The sequence below is a fragment of the Aquabacterium sp. genome, assembly GCF_041909175.1.
Classification (GTDB): domain Bacteria; phylum Pseudomonadota; class Gammaproteobacteria; order Burkholderiales; family Burkholderiaceae_C; genus Aquabacterium.
Genome location: NZ_JAYRDZ010000006.1, coordinates 201,727 through 219,293 on the forward strand (window position 1 = coordinate 201,727; position 17,567 = coordinate 219,293).

General features: G+C 59.8%; 16 protein-coding genes and 2 tRNA genes. 2 read left to right on the plus strand and 16 right to left on the minus strand.

Going from position 1 to position 17,567, the window contains the following annotated elements:
• Positions 1–7 precede the first annotated feature (7 nt).
• The 4 genes from pyrH to rnr all read right to left on the minus strand — a co-directional run bounded on the left by pyrH (position 8) and on the right by rnr (position 5,029).
• Positions 8–718 (minus strand): UMP kinase, encoded by a 711-nt coding sequence (gene pyrH / locus ACE3PH_RS10850; RefSeq protein ID WP_374318789.1) that lies wholly within the window; start codon positions 716–718, stop codon positions 8–10.
• Between the two features lie 107 nt (positions 719–825).
• On the minus strand, positions 826–1,722 hold the full coding sequence (gene tsf / locus ACE3PH_RS10855) for a translation elongation factor Ts (protein ID WP_374318791.1): 897 nt from the start codon (positions 1,720–1,722) through the stop codon (positions 826–828).
• Between the two features lie 106 nt (positions 1,723–1,828).
• On the minus strand, positions 1,829–2,572 hold the full coding sequence (rpsB, locus tag ACE3PH_RS10860; protein WP_374318793.1) for a 30S ribosomal protein S2: 744 nt from the start codon (positions 2,570–2,572) through the stop codon (positions 1,829–1,831).
• A 141-nt stretch (positions 2,573–2,713) separates the two neighbouring features.
• The gene (rnr, locus tag ACE3PH_RS10865; RefSeq protein WP_374318795.1) at positions 2,714–5,029 is read right to left on the minus strand and encodes a ribonuclease R; all 2,316 of its coding nucleotides are present in this window, start codon (positions 5,027–5,029) and stop codon (positions 2,714–2,716) included.
• A 156-nt stretch (positions 5,030–5,185) separates the two neighbouring features.
• On the opposite strand from rnr, the gene ACE3PH_RS10870 reads away from it, so the two are divergent.
• Both ACE3PH_RS10870 and ACE3PH_RS10875 read left to right on the plus strand, forming a co-directional pair.
• Positions 5,186–5,270 (plus strand) — tRNA-Leu (locus ACE3PH_RS10870).
• 38 nt (positions 5,271–5,308) lie between these two features.
• Positions 5,309–5,393: transfer RNA gene (locus tag ACE3PH_RS10875), tRNA-Leu, on the plus strand.
• Positions 5,394–5,527: 134 nt separating this feature from the next.
• Here ACE3PH_RS10875 and ACE3PH_RS10880 read toward each other — a convergent pair.
• The 12 genes from ACE3PH_RS10880 to hisS form a co-directional block, all read right to left on the minus strand.
• Positions 5,528–6,049: a phosphoribosyltransferase gene (locus ACE3PH_RS10880; protein WP_374318797.1), complete on the minus strand. Its 522-nt coding sequence runs from the start codon at positions 6,047–6,049 to the stop codon at positions 5,528–5,530.
• A gap of 84 nt (positions 6,050–6,133) precedes the next feature.
• On the minus strand, positions 6,134–7,492 hold the full coding sequence (locus ACE3PH_RS10885) for an adenylosuccinate synthase (protein ID WP_374318799.1): 1,359 nt from the start codon (positions 7,490–7,492) through the stop codon (positions 6,134–6,136).
• Positions 7,493–7,533: 41 nt separating this feature from the next.
• On the minus strand, positions 7,534–8,718 hold the full coding sequence (locus ACE3PH_RS10890) for an ATP phosphoribosyltransferase regulatory subunit (protein ID WP_374318801.1): 1,185 nt from the start codon (positions 8,716–8,718) through the stop codon (positions 7,534–7,536).
• A 124-nt stretch (positions 8,719–8,842) separates the two neighbouring features.
• A complete protein-coding gene (locus ACE3PH_RS10895) occupies positions 8,843–9,028 on the minus strand; it encodes a DUF2065 domain-containing protein (RefSeq protein WP_374318803.1) in 186 nt (61 codons plus the stop codon).
• A gap of 3 nt (positions 9,029–9,031) precedes the next feature.
• Positions 9,032–9,928 (minus strand): protease modulator HflC, encoded by an 897-nt coding sequence (gene hflC, locus ACE3PH_RS10900; protein WP_374318805.1) that lies wholly within the window; start codon positions 9,926–9,928, stop codon positions 9,032–9,034.
• Between the two features lie 24 nt (positions 9,929–9,952).
• Positions 9,953–11,191, minus strand: a complete 1,239-nt coding sequence (hflK, locus tag ACE3PH_RS10905; protein WP_374319008.1) for an FtsH protease activity modulator HflK — start codon at positions 11,189–11,191, stop codon at positions 9,953–9,955.
• A gap of 134 nt (positions 11,192–11,325) precedes the next feature.
• Positions 11,326–12,534: a GTPase HflX gene (hflX, locus tag ACE3PH_RS10910; RefSeq protein WP_374318807.1), complete on the minus strand. Its 1,209-nt coding sequence runs from the start codon at positions 12,532–12,534 to the stop codon at positions 11,326–11,328.
• A gap of 98 nt (positions 12,535–12,632) precedes the next feature.
• Entirely contained in the window at positions 12,633–12,878 is a 246-nt protein-coding gene (gene hfq / locus ACE3PH_RS10915; RefSeq protein WP_374318809.1) for an RNA chaperone Hfq, read from the minus strand.
• 94 nt (positions 12,879–12,972) lie between these two features.
• Positions 12,973–14,313, minus strand: coding sequence for a ribosome biogenesis GTPase Der (der, locus tag ACE3PH_RS10920; RefSeq protein ID WP_374318810.1), 1,341 nt, complete (start codon positions 14,311–14,313; stop codon positions 12,973–12,975).
• Between the two features lie 15 nt (positions 14,314–14,328).
• On the minus strand, positions 14,329–15,501 hold the full coding sequence (locus ACE3PH_RS10925; protein WP_374318812.1) for a PQQ-binding-like beta-propeller repeat protein: 1,173 nt from the start codon (positions 15,499–15,501) through the stop codon (positions 14,329–14,331).
• Between the two features lie 14 nt (positions 15,502–15,515).
• On the minus strand, positions 15,516–16,178 hold the full coding sequence (locus ACE3PH_RS10930; RefSeq protein WP_374318814.1) for a YfgM family protein: 663 nt from the start codon (positions 16,176–16,178) through the stop codon (positions 15,516–15,518).
• A gap of 32 nt (positions 16,179–16,210) precedes the next feature.
• Positions 16,211–17,512: a histidine--tRNA ligase gene (hisS, locus tag ACE3PH_RS10935; protein WP_374318816.1), complete on the minus strand. Its 1,302-nt coding sequence runs from the start codon at positions 17,510–17,512 to the stop codon at positions 16,211–16,213.
• Between the last annotated feature and the right edge of the window lie 55 nt (positions 17,513–17,567).

Genomic DNA, 17,567 nt, shown 5'->3' on the forward strand with positions numbered 1-17,567 from the left:
CTCCGGATCACACGTGAACCAGGGTGCCTTCATCTTCGCCCATCACCACGCGCTTGAGCGCGCCGGGCTTGAAGATGGAAAACACCTTCAGGGGCAGATTCTGATCGCGACACAGGGCAAATGCCGTCGCATCCAGAACCTGAAGATTCTTGATCAAGGCTTCGTCGAAGGTGATCGAGCTGTAGCGCACAGCCTCGGGATCCTTCTTCGGGTCGGCGGTATAGACCCCATCGACCTTGGTGGCCTTCAGCATCACCTCCGCACCGACTTCCGCGCCACGCAAGGCAGCCGCGGTATCCGTGGTGAAGAAGGGATTGCCTGTGCCTGCGGCAAAGATGACCACCTTGCCCTCTTCCAGATACTGCAAGGCCTTGGGCCGCACATAGGGCTCGACAACCTGCTCGATGCTGATGGCAGACATCACGCGAGCGGTCATGCCTTCCTGGCGCATGGTGTCTGCCAGAGCCAGCGAGTTCATCACCGTCGCCAGCATGCCCATGTAGTCGGCAGTGGCCCGGTCCATACCGACTGAGCCGCCAGCCACACCACGGAAGATATTGCCACCGCCAATCACGACCGCGACCTCACAACCCAGCGCCGTGATCTCCTGAATCTCCTTGACCATGCGAACAATGGTTGCACGGTTGATGCCGTATGCATCGTCGCCCATGAGGGCCTCACCCGAGAGTTTCAGCAGAATGCGCTTGTAGGCTGGCATGCGATCGTCCTTGCAGCTTATTGTTGTGGGCGCATGAACGTGGCTCGATGCGCCTGCTTGAGAGGCAAAGCCGCGCGGGAAGTTCCCTTCCCGCGCAACCATCGGGTTTACTGACCCTTGGCAGCGGCCATGGTGGCGGCCACTTCAGCAGCGAAGTCGTCTTGCTTCTTCTCGATGCCTTCACCCACCACGAACATGGTGAAGCCCTTCACGGCGGTGTTGGCGCCCTTCAGGTATTGCTCGACGGATTGCTTGCCGTCTGCAGCCTTCACGAAGACCTGGTTCAGCAGAGAGACTTCCTTCAGGTACTTCTGCACAGCGCCTTCAATCATCTTGGCGGCGATGTCAGCAGGCTTGCCAGATTCGGCAGCCTTGGCCGTAGCGACACTGCGCTCGGTCTCGATCAGATCGGCAGGCACGTCAGCGGAGGACAGTGCAACCGGCTTCATGGCAGCGATGTGCATGGCCACGTCCTTGGCAGCCACATCATCACCGTCGAACTCGACGATCACGCCAATGCGGCTACCGTGCAGGTAAGTAGCCAGCTTGCCGCCAGCAGCGTAACGCTTGAAGCGACGGATCGACATGTTTTCACCGATCTTGCCGATCAGACCCTTGCGGACTTCTTCCACGGTCGGGCCAAAGCCGTCTTGCGACAGCGGCAGATCAGCGATGGCGGCCACATCAGCAGGGTTGTTCTGGGCGATCAACTGAGCGACCGACTTGGCGAAAGCCAGGAACGAATCGTTCTTGGACACGAAGTCGGTTTCGCAGTTGATTTCGACCAGGGCGCCAGTTGCGCCGTCCACCGTGGAAGCCACCACACCTTCAGCCGTCACGCGGGAAGCGGCCTTCGAAGCCTTGCTACCCAGCTTGACGCGCAGGATTTCTTCAGCCTTGGCGAAATCGCCATCGGCTTCCGTCAGAGCCTTCTTGCACTCCATCATGGGTGCGTCGGTCTTGGCGCGCAGTTCGGCAACCATACTGGCGGTGATTGCGGGCATAACTTTCTCCGTTTAGTTCAGGCGCGGTGTCATCACCGCGACATTTTCAGAATTTGTTGTAAAAAAGGGGCTGAATCAGCCCCCTGTGTGTGTGGCTCAGAGGCGATCAGGCCGCTTCGTTGACTTCCACAAACTCGTCGTCGCCGGTAGCGGCTTGCGCCACGTCGTTGACGGCGTTGGCGCGGCCTTCCAGCACGGCGTCAGCCACAGCCTTGGCGTACAGAGCCACAGCCTTGGCGGAGTCATCGTTGCCAGGGATCACGTAGTCGATGCCTTCGGGCGAGTGGTTGGTGTCCACCACGCCGATCACGGGAATGCCCAGCTTCTTGGCTTCAGCGATGGCAATCTTGTGATAGCCAACGTCGATCACGAACAGGGCGTCCGGCAGAGCAGCCATGTCCTGGATGCCGCCGATATCCTTTTCCAGCTTGGCCAGTTCACGTTGGAACAGCAGGCCTTCCTTCTTGCTCAGTTGTTCCAGACCGGTTTCAACTTGAGCTTGCATGTCCTTGAGCTTCTTCAGGGAACCCTTGACGGTCTTGAAGTTGGTCAGCATGCCACCCAGCCAGCGCTGGTCAACGAAAGGCACGCCAGCGCGCAGAGCTTCTGCAGCGACGAATTCACGTGCTTGACGCTTGGTACCCACCATCATGATGGTGCCGCGGCGAGCCGACAGCTGGCGCACGAACTTCATGGCCTCTTCAAACGCGGGCAGCGTCTTTTCGAGGTTGATGATGTGAATCTTGTTGCGATGCCCGAAGATGAAGGGGGCCATCTTGGGGTTCCAGAAGCGGGTTTGGTGGCCGAAGTGCACACCAGCTTCCAGCATTTCACGCATGGACACTGCCATTTTTTTGCTCCAGAGGTTTGGTCTAGAAGTCCGGCAAATATCGCAGCTGAACGCTGCAACACCTTGGTCGTGCCGGCTTCGCGATTAATTTGGCCGAACCATTTCGGTCAAACCTAAAGATTGTAGCACGTTAGCGAGCCTTTACCGCTTGCGGCTTGACTTTCGCCCCGACGCCTTGCCTGTGGACGTCTTCGCGCCAGCCGCATTGGGTGAACTTCCGCCGGACGATCGAGCCGGCACTTTCTTCGCCGCGCGTTTGGCTGCGCGCTTGACCTCCCGGTCCGTACGCTGAACCTCCAGCAACTCGTCCTGCGGGCTGCCAGCGCCATCCCACTCAGGATTCAACATGCGAGGCTTCTTGCGGCCCGAGGACGCGGATGATGCCTGAGTCGAGCCACCCTCCCCCTCTTTCACCAGGCGGAAATCGATCTTGCGGCTATCCAGATCGACGCGACTGACCTGTACGCGCACACGGGTGCCCACGCCATAACGCACCCCGGTTCTCTCGCCTCGCAACTCCTGGCGAGCCTCATCAAAACGGAAATACTCCCCACCCAATTCCGTGATGTGAATCAGCCCCTCGACATACAAGCTGTCCAACTGAACAAACAAACCGAAGCTGGTTGCCGCGCTGACCGTGCCACCATACTCTTCACCCAGACGCTCACGCATGTACATGCACTTGAGCCACGCCTCGACATCACGAGACGCCTCGTCGGCACGACGCTCATTGGCACTGCAATGAATCCCGGCTGTTTCCCAGGCCGCAACCTCTTCCGGCGGCAACTTGATCCGCATCGTTGACTTCGTTGGCGCCGGCGGCAAGCCCTTGCTTTGACCACCCCTCGAACCAGGCCGCCCCTTGAATGTCCCCACAGAAGATTGCACCGGTGGCAATTTGAGGATGTAGCGGCTGCTACCAAGCAAGGCCTTGATCACCCTGTGCACCAACAGGTCCGGGTACCGCCGAATCGGGCTGGTGAAGTGGGTGTAGGCCTCGTAGGCCAAACCAAAGTGACCACTGTTGATCGGGGTGTACATGGCTTGCTGCATAGAGCGCAGCAGCATGGTATGAATCTGCTGCGCATCAGGGCGGCCTTTGCTGGCCTCCGCCAGCGCCTGGAATTCGCCTGGCGTGGGCTCTTCACTCAGACTCAAGCCCAACCCCAGAGCCTTCAGATAGTTTTTCAGGGTGGATCGCTTCTCCGGCGTCGGCCCTTCGTGCACCCGAAACAGCGAGGGCTGCTTGGCGCGCATGATGAAATCTGCCGAGCACACATTGGCAGCCAGCATGGCCTCCTCGATCAGACGGTGGGCTTCTGTGCGGACACGCGGAACGATCTTGGCAATGCGTCCATTCTCGTCACAGACAATTTGCGTTTCAGTCGTGTCGAAATCAACTGCCCCCCGCTTGGCCCGCGCCTTCAGCAAGGCGCGATAAACATCGTGCAGATCGAGCAGATGCGGCACTACCGCAGCGCGCCGCAGCGCTTCCGGCCCGCGCGTGTTACCAAGAATCGAGGCAACCTCGTTGTACGTCAAGCGGGCATGCGAACAGATGACCGACGGATAAAACTGATAAGCATGGATCTCCCCTTCCGCGGAGATCAGCATGTCGCACACCATAGACAGGCGCTCGACCTCGGGGTTCAGCGAGCACAGCCCGTTGGACAACTTCTCCGGCAGCATGGGAATGACGCGGCGGGGAAAATAAACCGATGTGGCGCGCTCGTAGGCATCGCGATCCAGCGGATCACCAGGCTTCACGTAGTGGCTGACATCCGCAATGGCGACAATCAGACGCCAGCCGTTGGGCTTCTTGCCACGACCAACCACAGCAGGTTCGCAGTAAACCGCATCGTCGAAATCGCGGGCATCCTCCCCGTCAATCGTCACCAGCGGCACGTCGGTGAGATCAATGCGGTTGCGCTTGTCGGCAGGCCGCAATTTTTCAGGCAGCTTGGCCGCCTGGGCCAGCACGTCGTCATTGAATCGATGCGGGACCTCGTACTTGCGCACGGCAATCTCGATTTCCATGCCGGGGTCGTCAATCCCGCCCAGCACCTCGACAACCCGACCAACAGGCTGAGCATGCAAGGAAGGCACCTCGGTCAACTCGACGGAAACAACCTGCCCAGGCTGCGCGCTGGCGATGCCTTTGGCCGGGATGATGATGTCCTGACCAAACCGGCGATCTTCTGGCGCCACGAGCCAGACCCCACCCTCATTCAGCAAACGGCCGATGATCGGGGTCTTGCGACGCTCCATGATTTCAAGAACCTGCCCCTCGGGTCGCCCTCTGCGGTCAAAACGCAACACCCGAACTTTGACGCGGTCACGGTGCAGGACGCTGCGCATTTCCTGGGGAGACAGATAGATGCTGACAGCTCCATCGTCAGACACAACAAAGCCATGCCCGTCACGGTGGCCCTGGACTTCGCCGACGATCTCGCTCATCAAATTCACAAAATGTGGTGTGGTGCTTGTCATAAGCTTGATTTTGATGCTAGAATTCAATTCTTCGCTGCTGACAACAAAACAAATTTGTTGACGACAGCAAGACAACCAAGTTGCGGGCGGGCCGAAAGGCCTACAAGCTGACTAAAAAAGCTTGCCCAGGTGGCGGAATTGGTAGACGCACTAGTTTCAGGTACTAGCGGGTAACTCCGTGGAGGTTCGAGTCCTCTCCTGGGCACCAAGCAACGCAACATGGATGTCTTTTGAAGATCAGTACCTGCCCAGGTGGCGGAATTGGTAGACGCACTAGTTTCAGGTACTAGCGGGTAACTCCGTGGAGGTTCGAGTCCTCTCCTGGGCACCATATTCAAGAAAAGCCGCATGAGTCACATCATGCGGCTTTTTTCTTGGCCAAACGGTCAGCCATCGTGTCTACACAATAAAAAAGGCAACCCCCTTGCGGGATGTTGCCTTTGGCAGACAGGCGCAAAACGCCAATCAGACAGCAAAGCGCTTGGCCAGCCCTTCGGGACGCAGCGTGTCGTACTCTTCAAACGGCTGGTGGATCCAGGGGCTGGTCGGCAGCGTTTCGACGTAATAGTCGGGCGTGAAGGTGGAAATACCCTTCACCCACAAGACAGCGGAACGCAACTCGGTGATAGCCGGCATGCTGCGCAGTCGCTCCACAACGGCAGCCAGCGTCACACCGGAGTCAGCGAGGTCGTCAACCAACAACACACGCCCCGCCAACTCACCCTTCGGCATCGTGATGTACTTGGCCATGTCCAGGCGCCCCTGGATGGTGCCACCTTCCGCGCGGTAGGAGCTGGTTGCCATGATGCCCAGAGGCTTGTCGAAAACACGCGACAACACATCACCAGGACGCAGACCACCACGAGCCAGACACAGGATCTGATCGAATTGCCAGCCGGAGTTGTGAACCTTCAGGGCGAGACGCTCGGTGATGTTGTGATACTCGTCCCAGGATACATACAGGTGCTTGCCATCATCGGTCAGCATGGGATCTCCAATCTTCCTTCGGTGCAACCAGCAGGACAGCCTGCCGGCTTGGTTGTCGTTGATTTGAATTGAATACGCTCGCCATCAGCCCTTGTAAGGGTGACGCAGCAGGATGGTGTGGTCGCGGTCGGGGCCAGTAGACACCATGTCAATGGGCGCACCGATGAAAGCCTGCACACGCTCCAGATAGGCGCGCGCATTGGCTGGCAGCGCATCCCATGAAGTCAGGCCAAAGGTCGTGCCTTCCCAGCCCGGGAAGGTTTCATAGATGGGTTTGCATGATGCGATCTCGTCGGCATCCAGGGGCAGGATATCGACCCGCTCGCCATTGAGTTCATAGCCCACGCACATCTTGATTTCAGAAAGACCATCCAGCACGTCCAGCTTGGTGATACACAAACCGGACACCCCGTTGATCAGTACGGAACGCTTCAAGGCTGCGGCATCAAGCCAGCCACAGCGACGCGCACGCCCCGTGACCGTGCCACGCTCCTGACCCACCGTAGACAAATGGTGGCCAACGGTGCCAGGCTCATCCATGTCCAGCTCTGTCGGGAAAGGACCGCTGCCAACGCGCGTGGTGTAGGCCTTGGTGATACCCAGGATGTAGTGAAGCTTGTCGGGGCCCACACCGGAGCCGGCCGCTGCATTACCAGCGACACAGTTGCTCGACGTCACGAACGGGTAGGTACCGTGGTCGATGTCCAGCAAGGTGCCTTGTGCGCCCTCGAACAGGATGCTGCCACCCTTTTGATTGGTTTCGTGAATGCGTACACCCACGTCCGCCAGCATGGGCAGGATTTCCTGAGCGGCCTTCATGGCGTTCTCGTAGATCGGCTGGAATTCCAGCGTCGAACCCTTGAGGTAGCCAGCCAACGCGAAATTGTGCAGGTCAAGCAATTCACGCAGCTTGCGGGCAAAGCGGTCAGGATGCTTCAGGTCCTGCACGCGCAGGGCGCGGCGGGCCACCTTGTCTTCGTAGGCGGGGCCGATGCCTTTGCCTGTCGTGCCGATCTTGCCACTGCCGCTGGACTCGCGCAGTGCCTCACGGGCACGGTCCACTTCGACGTGGAACGGCAGAATCAATGGGCAGGACTCGCTGATGAACAGACGAGAGCGCACGTTCAGGCCAGCCGCCTCCAGACGCTTGATTTCCGTCAGCAGGTGCTCGGGATCAACCACCACACCGTTGCCGATGTAGCAGGCCACGCCATCGCGCATGATGCCCGACGGGATCAGCTGGAGAGCGGTCTTCTTGCCATTGATGACCAGGGTGTGGCCAGCGTTGTGACCACCCTGGAATCGCACCACACCAGCGGCGTGGTCAGTGAGCCAGTCAACGACTTTGCCCTTGCCCTCATCACCCCATTGGGTACCCACGACCACAACATTGCGGCCAACCGAGGCTGTACTGGTACGAGCCGACGCGGGATTACTTTGCATGACTGAATCCTGTATCCAAATCGTTGTCGGACAGACGAGCCTCAGCGGGCTCGAACCGTCCATTGTCCATCCACCTGCACCAGTTCCCGGTTGCAGTTGAACACCTGGACTTCTTCTTCGTGTCCGGGCAGCACACTCACCACCGTGAGGCCCTGCTGCCGCAGTTGACGGATGGCCTGGCGCAGGGATGCATCCTGAGCCCAGGGGGCACGGATGGCGTCCTCGACAGGCGCATCAGATTGCCCTGCCAGCAGTTCGGCCACCACCTTGAGATCAAGGCTGAAGCCAACCGCTGGACGACGACGCCCGAAGATGGCGCCCACTTCGTCGTATCGGCCACCCCGCAGCACAGCGTGCGAACAACCCTGCGCATAAACAGCAAACCGGCTGCCACTGTAGTACGCGTAGCCGCTCAGGTCAGACAGATCAAAGCCGATCCGGACCTCGGGGTGCGCGGCACGCAGTTGCGCCGCCAGCCACGCCAGCTCGGTCAGCGCCTGCTCAACGAGCGGGTGCGCGGGCAAAATGGAGCGGGCACGGACCAGCACCTCATCGCCACCGTACATGGTGGTCAATGCCGCCAGCGTCTCACCAACGCCGGACGGGAGCACTGAAAGCAACTCGCGAATGGTGGCGGCATCCTTGGCAGCCAGCGCAATCAGCAGTTCGCTCTTCAACGCAACAGACAGCTGATCTGCCACACCCAGACCTGCCAGAACGCCGTCGAGCAAGCGGACATCGGCCAGATCACACACGAGACCGCTGACACCGGTGGCTTTCAGCCCCTCCAGCGCAAGCTCCTGCACCTCGAGATCGGCCTCAATACCGGCGTGGCCAAAGAGCTCGGCGCCAAACTGAAGCGGCTCACGACTGGCATGGGGGCCCGCCGGACGGGTATGCAACACCGGACCGCAGTAACACAGACGGGTCACACCAGGGCGATTCAGCAAGTGGGCGTCAATGCGTGCAACCTGTGGCGTGCTGTCTGCACGGATGCCCAGGGTGCGGCCACTCAGCTGGTCGACCAGCTTGAATGTTTTGAGATCAAGGGCATGCCCCGTACCCGACAGCAAGGACTCGATGTGCTCGAGCAAAGGAGGCATCACCAACTCGTACCCGCAGGCACGCGAGGCATCCAGCCACACGCGACGCAGCTCCTCCAGGCGTCTCGCCTGCGCGGGCAAGACATCGGCAATGTGCTCTGGCAACAGCCAAGCAGACGACATAAGAAATCAGAGGGGGGTTAAAAATGGGATTTTACCGGGGTCTGGCCCCAGTTGGCGGAGCAAATTTACTCACCAGCCGAATCTGGGCGGTGATCCTCGGCAAATTCGCGGCTCGGCGACGGGGTCAGGAGGCCCAGAACAGGGCCACCAACCCCACACCAATGCTGATCAAACCGAGAAAGCGCAGCTGACCATCAGACAGTTGAAGCGCCTGCTCGAACACCCGACGCCAGCCTTCCGGGTTGAAGAAGGGCAACAGGCCCTCAATCACCAGAACGAGGGCCAGAGCCTGCCAGAGGCTGACAGACATCCCTTACTTGTGAGATGACTTGGCGGCTGGCGCCACACCCGCACCGCGCATCGCCTTGAAAAACTCGGTGTTGGGATCGAGCACCATCACGTCAGACTTGCTACGGAAGGTGCTGCGATAGGCTTCCAGGCTGCGGTAGAACTGGGCAAATTGAGGATCGCGACCAAACGCCTCTGCGTAAATGACGGACGCCTTGGCATCCCCCTCGCCCTTGATCTTCTGCGCATCCTTGTAGGCTTCCGCAATGATCACTTCGCGCTGGCGATCGGCATCAGCCCGAACCTTTTCACTCTCGGCAGAGCCCTGAGAGCGCAGTTCGTTGGCCACGCGCTTGCGCTCGGACTCCATGCGCCGGTAGACGGAGTCGGTGATGTTGGCAGAGAAGTCAACGCGCTTGATGCGCACATCGACCACCTCGATACCAAAGGCCTTGGCGTCATCGCCCAGGCGGGCAATCACGCCACGCATGACCTTTTCGCGCTCCGAAGACAGGACCGCACCCACCGTGCGCTTGGTGACCTCTTCATTGAGAGCAGCCTGAACGATCGGGCTAAGACGGGTTTCCACGCTCTGAATGTCCGTGCCGGTGTTGCGAATGAACTGGAGTGGATCACGGATGCGCCACTTGACCAGCCAGTCGATCACCAGACTCTTCTTTTCAGCAGTGAAGATGGGTCGCGACTCGGGGCTGTCCAGCGTCTGAACGCGGCGATCCAGAAACACCACGTTCTGCAGGGGCGCTGGCAGCTTGAACTTCAGGCCCGGCTCGCTGACGACCTCCTTGACCTGGCCAAGTGCGTACACAACGGCAAAACGTCGCTGGTCAACAACAAACATGGAAGAGGACAGTACGACAAGCGCAAGGACTGCCCCGATGAGAATGGTTGCAATGCGATTCATGGTCAGATTCCTGGTCTCTGTCGATCAGCGTCCGTCACGGTCGCGGCTGCGAAGGTTGTCACGTGAACGGGCATCAGACGATGAACCCGAGTTGTTGCTTGATGCGCTCGAAGTGGCCTCACCCGCCGAGGAAGCAGCTGCTCCAGCAGCTGGTGCAGCGGAGGTCGAGCCATTGCCGCTGGTTGCCTGCAACACCTTGTCAAGCGGCAGATACAGCAGGTTGGAGCCAGAGCGCGCATCGATCATCACCTTGGTGACATTCGAGTAGACCTGCTGCATGGTATCGATGTACAGGCGATCACGGGTCACGCCCGGCGCTTTCTGGTACTCGGCCAACACGGCCTTGAAGCGTTGCGCATCGCCTTCAGCCTGTGCAACAACCCGGGCAGAGTAGGCCGCGGCCTCCTCTCGCAAGCGAGCTGAGGTACCTTGCGCCTTGGGGATCACATCGTTGGCATAGGCCTGGCCTTCGTTCTTCAAGCGCTCACGGTCCGCACCGGCCTTGAAGGCGTCATCAAACGCCGCCTGCACCTGCTCGGGCGCCTGCACACTCTGCACGTTCACGTTTTGAACGACCACACCGGCCTTCAGCTTGTCGAGCTGCGACTGGATGGACTTCACCAGCTCTGCGGCGATGGCGTCACGCTGCTCGTACAAGACGGAATCCATGGTGCTGTTGCCCACGATTTCACGCACGGCAGACTCCGCCGCCTGCATGACAGCCTCGTCAGAGCTGCGGTTCTCGAACAAATACTGCCTCGCATCGCTCAAGCGATACTGCACCGTGAAGCGAATGTCCACGATGTTCTCGTCACGCGTCAGCATCGAGGAGTCACGCAGACCCGTCGCCGGCATCACGGAGTTGCTGCCGACATCCACTGAACGCAACTGCGTCACATTGACGATTTCGTGGCTTTGGAAGGGGTAAGGTGCGCGCCACTGGAATCCGGCATCAACCGTGTGGCTGTAGCGCCCAAATGACGTCACGACGGCCTGCTGACCTTCCTGAACAATGAAAAAGCCACTGCCCAGCCATACCAGCACCACCAACCCGCCTAGCAGACCGAGGCCGATACCAGCGCCACTGTCCGACGGCGGCATCCCACCTTGTGGACCGCCATCACCGCCGCGCCCTGAAAAGAGTCCACGCAGCTTGCGATTCAGATCGCGATACAACTCATCCAGGTCGGGCGGGCCATCCTGCCGACCATTGTTGAGGGTCACCTGCGCCCCCTGAGGAAACGGCAAAGCCTGCCGCAGCATCCGGCCAGAGCGCCAAATTCCGCGTTGCAATGCGCCTGCTGCAAATGCGGCGACGGCGACGGCCACCTGCTTCAATGGCAGGGGATGCGATCGGGTTGGCTGAGCGCCAGGTTCCTGATTGAGCATGTTCATGTTCAAACTGATGTCGAGACATCCAGCACATCGGGCTGCACGACGACTGGTTGAGATTGGTCGGGATTGTGCATGGTGAATGAGCCAGCCAAACCCGGAAAGGTTCCGATATCTTCCGGTATACCGTTCAATGCCGTCTCGGCGATGACACCTCGCAACACGTCCAGCCCCTGCCCCTTCAAGGCACTGACAAAAACGCGCAGGCACCGACGCCCGGACGGCAACTCGTAAACGTCCAGTTGATGGCGGGGTTGCTGGTGGGGCCCCAGGCAGTCGCACTTGTTGAAGACGAGAACCTGGGGAATGTCTGCTGCGCCAATTTCGCCCAGCACCCGGATCACTTCCTCCAACTGTTCCAGCAGCACAGGACTGGCCGCATCGACCACATGCAAGAGCAGGTCGGCCTCGGCCGCCTCCTGCAAGGTGGCCTCGAAAGACTCCACCAGGCTGTGGGGCAGATCACGGATGAAACCCACCGTATCAGACAAGGTGATGCTGCGCTGCGCCTGGGTTAGATAGAACTGACGCGTGGTGGTATCGAGGGTGGCAAACAACTGGTCTGCCGCATACGAACCCGCCTTCGTGAAAGCATTGAACAGTGTCGACTTGCCCGCGTTGGTGTACCCGACGAGAGAAACGCGGTAAGTACCGGTACGCTCCCGCGCCCGCCGCTGCGTATTGCGCTGACGCTTGACCTTGATGAGCTGAGCTTTGAGCGACTTGATGCGCTGGTCGATCATGCGGCGGTCAAGCTCGAGCTGACGCTCGCCAGGACCACCCCGATGGCCGACACCACCGCGCTGCCGCTCCAAGTGGCTCCAACGACGTACGAGACGCGTTGAGAGGTATTGCAGGCGAGCGAGCTCGACCTGCAACTTGCCTTCATGGCTGCGCGCGCGAGCCCCGAAGATTTCGAGGATCAGACCCGTACGGTCCAGCACCTCTACACCCAGGTGGCGCTCCAGATTACGTTGCTGCGCAGGCGACAAGGCCTGGTCAAAAAGGACCGCCTTGGCCTGATGCAGCGTGACGATGTCTCTGATTTCGTCTGCTTTACCTGAGCCCACAAACAATGCCGCATCCGGTGCCTTGCGTCGGGCAATGACTTTTTCAACCGGATAGTCTCCGGCTGATTCAGCCAGCAAGGCCAGCTCGTCCAGCGTGGGGTCAAAAGATGAACCGGGGCCAAGGTCGACCCCAACGAGAACCACGCGCGGAGCGCCCCGCTCCGGCTGAATGGACGATGTGGACTGGGACAAAGTGTCTGTGATAGCTCAGGCTGAAGTGACAAAAAGCGCCAAAAGGAAACTCAGTTGGTTTCTTCAGGCGAATCGGACGCGTGGAAATTCACCGCGCGGCCTGGCACCACGGTGGAAATCGCGTGCTTGTAAACCATCTGGGTCACCGTGTTGCGCAGCAGCACAACATACTGATCGAAGGACTCAATGTGGCCCTGCAGCTTGATGCCGTTGACGAGGTAGATCGAAACCGGCACGTGCTCTCGACGCAGAAGGTTCAGAAACGGGTCTTGTAGGAGTTGCCCTTTGTTGCTCACGATATGCTCCGTGTTGAAAAGTTAGAGAATCCGCACCTTAACACAGCACCGCTGGGGCTGCGCTGCAAGAGTGCGGTGAATTACGGCAAAGGGGTTATTCTTTGTCGGTAAACGGGTTGTGGGACGTCTTCATCTCAATGCGCAGGGGCGTGCCAAACAGCTTGAAGTGCGTACGGAAGCGGCCTTCCAGATAGCGCTTGTAGGCATCTGTGACATGCTCCAGGGCATTGCCGTGGATGACGATGATGGGCGGGTTCTGACCACCCTGGTGGGCGTAGCGCAGCTTGGGCCTGGACATGCCAGCCCGCTTCGGCTGCTGGAATTCAACAGCTTCCTGAAGCAGGCGGGTCAGAACAGGCGTCGGCATCTTGCAGGTTGCCGCATTCCAGGAATCGATCAATGCTTTCCACAACGGCCCCAATCCCTGCCGCTTTTTGGCAGAAATATGGATAAGAGGCGCGAACTTCAGAAAAGCCAGGCGAGATTCGATTGAACGGTTCAGCATCTCACGCTGATAGCTGTCCACTGCATCCCACTTGTTCACAGCGAGCACCACGGCGCGTCCACTTTCTAGGATGTAACCAGCAATGTGGGCATCCTGGTCAGTCACCCCCTGGGTTGCATCCAGCAGCAACAGCACCACGTTGGCATCAGAGATGGCCTGCAGTGTCTTGACCACCGAGAATTTTTCGATGGCCTCAAAAACACGTCCCTTGCGACGCAGGCCAGCCGTGTCGATCAACTCGAAGCGCTTGCCATCACGCTCGAACGGCACGCTGATCGCGTCACGGGTCGTCCCGGGCATGTCGAAAGCCACGAGGCGCTCTTCGCCCAGCCAGGCATTGATCAGCGTCGATTTGCCAACATTGGGCCGCCCGGCCACCGCCAGGCGGATCGTGCGCTCGACCTCTTCACCAGGCTCTTCCTCGTCTTCTTCATCTGAGAAAAAGCCCTCCAACGCCATGTCGATGAGGCTGCGCACACCTTGACCATGCGCTGCAGAAACAGGAACGGGCTCACCCAAGCCCAGCTCAAAGAACTCGACCAGTTGCACGCCACCCTTCATGCCCTCTGCCTTGTTGGCAGCCAGGATGACTTTCTTGTTGGCTGTGCGCAGGTAGTTGGCGATGTCCTGATCTTGCGCCGACAGGCCGCCGCGCACGTCGACCACGAAGATCACGGCATCGGCTTCAGCAACAGCCTGACGCGTCTGCTTGGCCATCTCCTTGAAGATGCCATCGTTGCTATCAGGCTCAAAACCGCCGGTATCGATCACGATGAACTCGCGACTACCAGCTCGGCCTTCCCCATAGTGGCGATCGCGTGTCAGGCCCGCGTAGTCCGCCACGATGGCATCACGACTCTTGGTCAGGCGATTGAACAACGTCGATTTGCCGACGTTGGGTCGTCCGACCAGGGCAATGACAGGTTTCATGAAACTCCAGAGAAATCAGTTGGCACGCAGGCCGTACACCGTGCCCGATCGTGTCGCCACGATCAGGATGTTGTCGATCAGCACCGGTGCGGCACTCAGCGTGTTGTCGAGAGAGATACGCGCTACCGTGCGGCCATCCGCAGCAGACAGCACGTGCAGATAGCCATCGTGGTCAGCCACGGCAACCAGTTCACCCCAGACGGTAGGCGCGGACAAGCCGCGATATTGGAAACGGTCGACACGCCAGCGCACGTCGCCACTGTCGGTACGCCAGGCGGACAAGCGATCGGCACTGTCCGCACCAACCACCAGGCTAGCAGACGCACCCACGGCAGCAGCCCCCGTCTGAGGCTTCGTCCACACCAAGCGCCCGCGAGACATGTCTACACAACCAACGGACAACTGGTATGCGCGCACGCAAATGCTGTCACCCACGCGGGCTCCCGGGCCCACCAGATCAGCCAGGCGCTCCACCTCATTGGTACCGCGGGGCGTACCCAGGCTCAAGTCAAACAACACGCTGCCGCGGGTGGGGTCCAGCCCGACCAGGCGACTACCCTGCCCGACAGCCAGGGTATTGCGATAGGGCTGAAGCAGACCAGGGGCGGACAAGGACAGCGGGTCGCTGCCGGGGCGCTGGTATTGCCAGAGCCAACGCCCATCCTTGACGTCATACGCACGCACGGAGCGATCCACACCCTGGACGAAGACACGCTCGCCGGCGACCAGGGGGGCGGTGATCACACGCCCCGGCTGACGATCACGCCAGAGCACTTTGCCCTGATCCATGACTACCAATTCGTTTTCAGTGGTCACCACAGCGGCGTATCGACCGTCGCTGCCCACGCCAGCCGCCACTTTCGCGTCGACCTGACCACGCCAGCGGGTTGCGCCGGTGGTCGCATCCAGTGACACGACCTGACCGTCAGTTGTCGCCCACGCCACGGTTGTTCCAGTCACGGCAAGATTGGTGAAGCCGTCGGCTGACCCAATGCGCTGACTCCAGAGTACCGACACCTTCTGAGTCGGTGTCAGGTTTTCCAGCGGAGCAGGCTGCGGCTTGGTCGAGCCACAAGCAGTCAAGGCCGCAGCCACCACCCCCAGCGCAACAGCACTGATCAGGGAGCGTTGCGAACGGCGAACGGCAGAAACGATGGCAGAGCTGGTCATGATGGGAAACAGGTTCATGAACTTGAAAAACTTCAGTTCGAAGCCGCAGCAGAAGCCTGTGGCGCATGGCCCAGAGCGATCAGCTTGCCTTCGACAAAGCGACGGTATTCGACGGTGGGGGCCATGTCTTTCCAGGCCGCCTCGTAGGCTTTGATGGCCTCGGCAGATTTACCCTGCGCCATCAGCACATCACCGCGGCGATCGTCAGCCAAGGGTTTGAACCCGGCCGGCATATCAGCCTCCAGCGCCTTCAAGGCCGGATCATATTGCTTGGCATCCATGAGAAGTCCGGCCAGACGCAGGCGGGCAATCGCGACCAGGTCTTTGTTCTTGCCATGCTCGACTTCCCATTGCAGGGCGGCCCGGGCCGCATCGTCCTTGCTGGCAGCCAATTGGGCACGCGCCGCCAGCAGTGCGCCCTGCTCGGCATAGGTGGTACCCGCATAGTTCGCCGTGATGTCGTCAAATGCCTTGGAGGCTTTTGCCGCATCACCAGCCTGAACAGCACGATCAAGCTCCTCGTACAGGCCTGCTGCGGCCAATCCGCGCTTTTGCTGCCAGTAGCGGTAGCCAGTCCAGCCAGCGTATGCAGCCAAGGCCAGAATCAAAACCCAGGTGATCAGGTTGCCGTACTTTTTCCAGAAGTGCTTGACGTCCTCAAGCTGCTCCTGCTGTTCCAGATCGTATGTCGCCATGGATAGTGCGTTTGTTTTGTATGAGATTGAGATTATGACGGGCTACCAACCTGCAACATCGCTGCCCAGGCACCGATATCCTGCAAAGATTGTTGCGTCTGCTCGCCATTGTCTCGCAAGGGCTTGACCGACACTTGCCCCTGAGCCACTTCGTCGGGCCCAAAGACCAATGCAAAACGGGCACCGCTGGCATCGGCCTTCTTGAATTGAGACTTGGGGCTGGCTGGGCCCTCCTTGCCGGCGGGATTGAGTTGCACCGTCACACCACAACGACGCAACGACTCGATGGCCACCATCACAGGGGCCAGCGGCGTTCCCGCCATCACGACAGCGAAAGCATCAGGGGTCCGCACAGGAGCCTGGATCCCCACTTCCTGCAACAGCAGCAACATGCGCTCCATACCCAGGCCCCATCCAACTGCTGGGGCAGGTTTGCCGCCCAACTGCTCGATCAGACCGTCGTAGCGCCCGCCCCCGCAGACCGTTCCCTGAGAACCCAGCCGCTCCGTGACCCATTCGAAAACAGTCAGGTTGTAGTAGTCCATTCCCCGCACCAGACGGGTGTTGACCCGGTAGGCCACCCCGGCGGCACCCAGCACCGCACGCACCGCGTTGAAGTGCGCCAGCGAGGCTTCCCCCAGGAAATCCATCAACTTGGGTGCAGCTTCCACCACGGCTTGCATGGCGGGATTCTTGGTGTCAAGGATGCGCAACGGGTTGCTGTGCAGCCGTCGGCGAGCTTCCTCGTCCAGCAAGTCCGCATGTGCCTCCAGGTGCTTGATCAGGGCCTCACGGTGTGCCCGACGCTCGTCCGGCTGCCCCAGGCTGTTGAGCTCAAGCTTGACGTCTTCGCCCACCTTGAGCCCCAGGTCCTGCCACAGGGCCACCGTCATCAGGATCAGCTCGGCATCCACATCAGGACCCGAAAACCCGAGGACTTCGGCACCAACCTGATGGAACTGGCGGTAGCGCCCCTTTTGAGGCCGCTCATGCCGAAACATGGGTCCGATGTAGTACAGCCGCTTGCCACCTTCATACAGGAAGCTGTGCTCGTTGATGGCGCGCACGACACCAGCCGTACCTTCAGGACGCAGTGTCAGTTGGTCACCATTGAGGCTGTCGGCAAAGGAATACATTTCCTTTTCAACGATGTCCGTTACCTCGCCAAGGCCGCGCACGAACAAGGCGGTTGGCTCGACGATGGGCGTACGGATGTTCTGGTATCCGTAGCGACGCATCAGCTTGCGCACGGTTTCCTCGAACCATTCCCAGCGCGCCGATTCCGGCGGCAGGATGTCATTCATGCCTTTGATGGCCTGCAGCGTTTCTGCCATGTGAACAAGAAAAAGAGTGGCGGGACCAGCCCGCCAGGTCAATCAACAAAGAAGG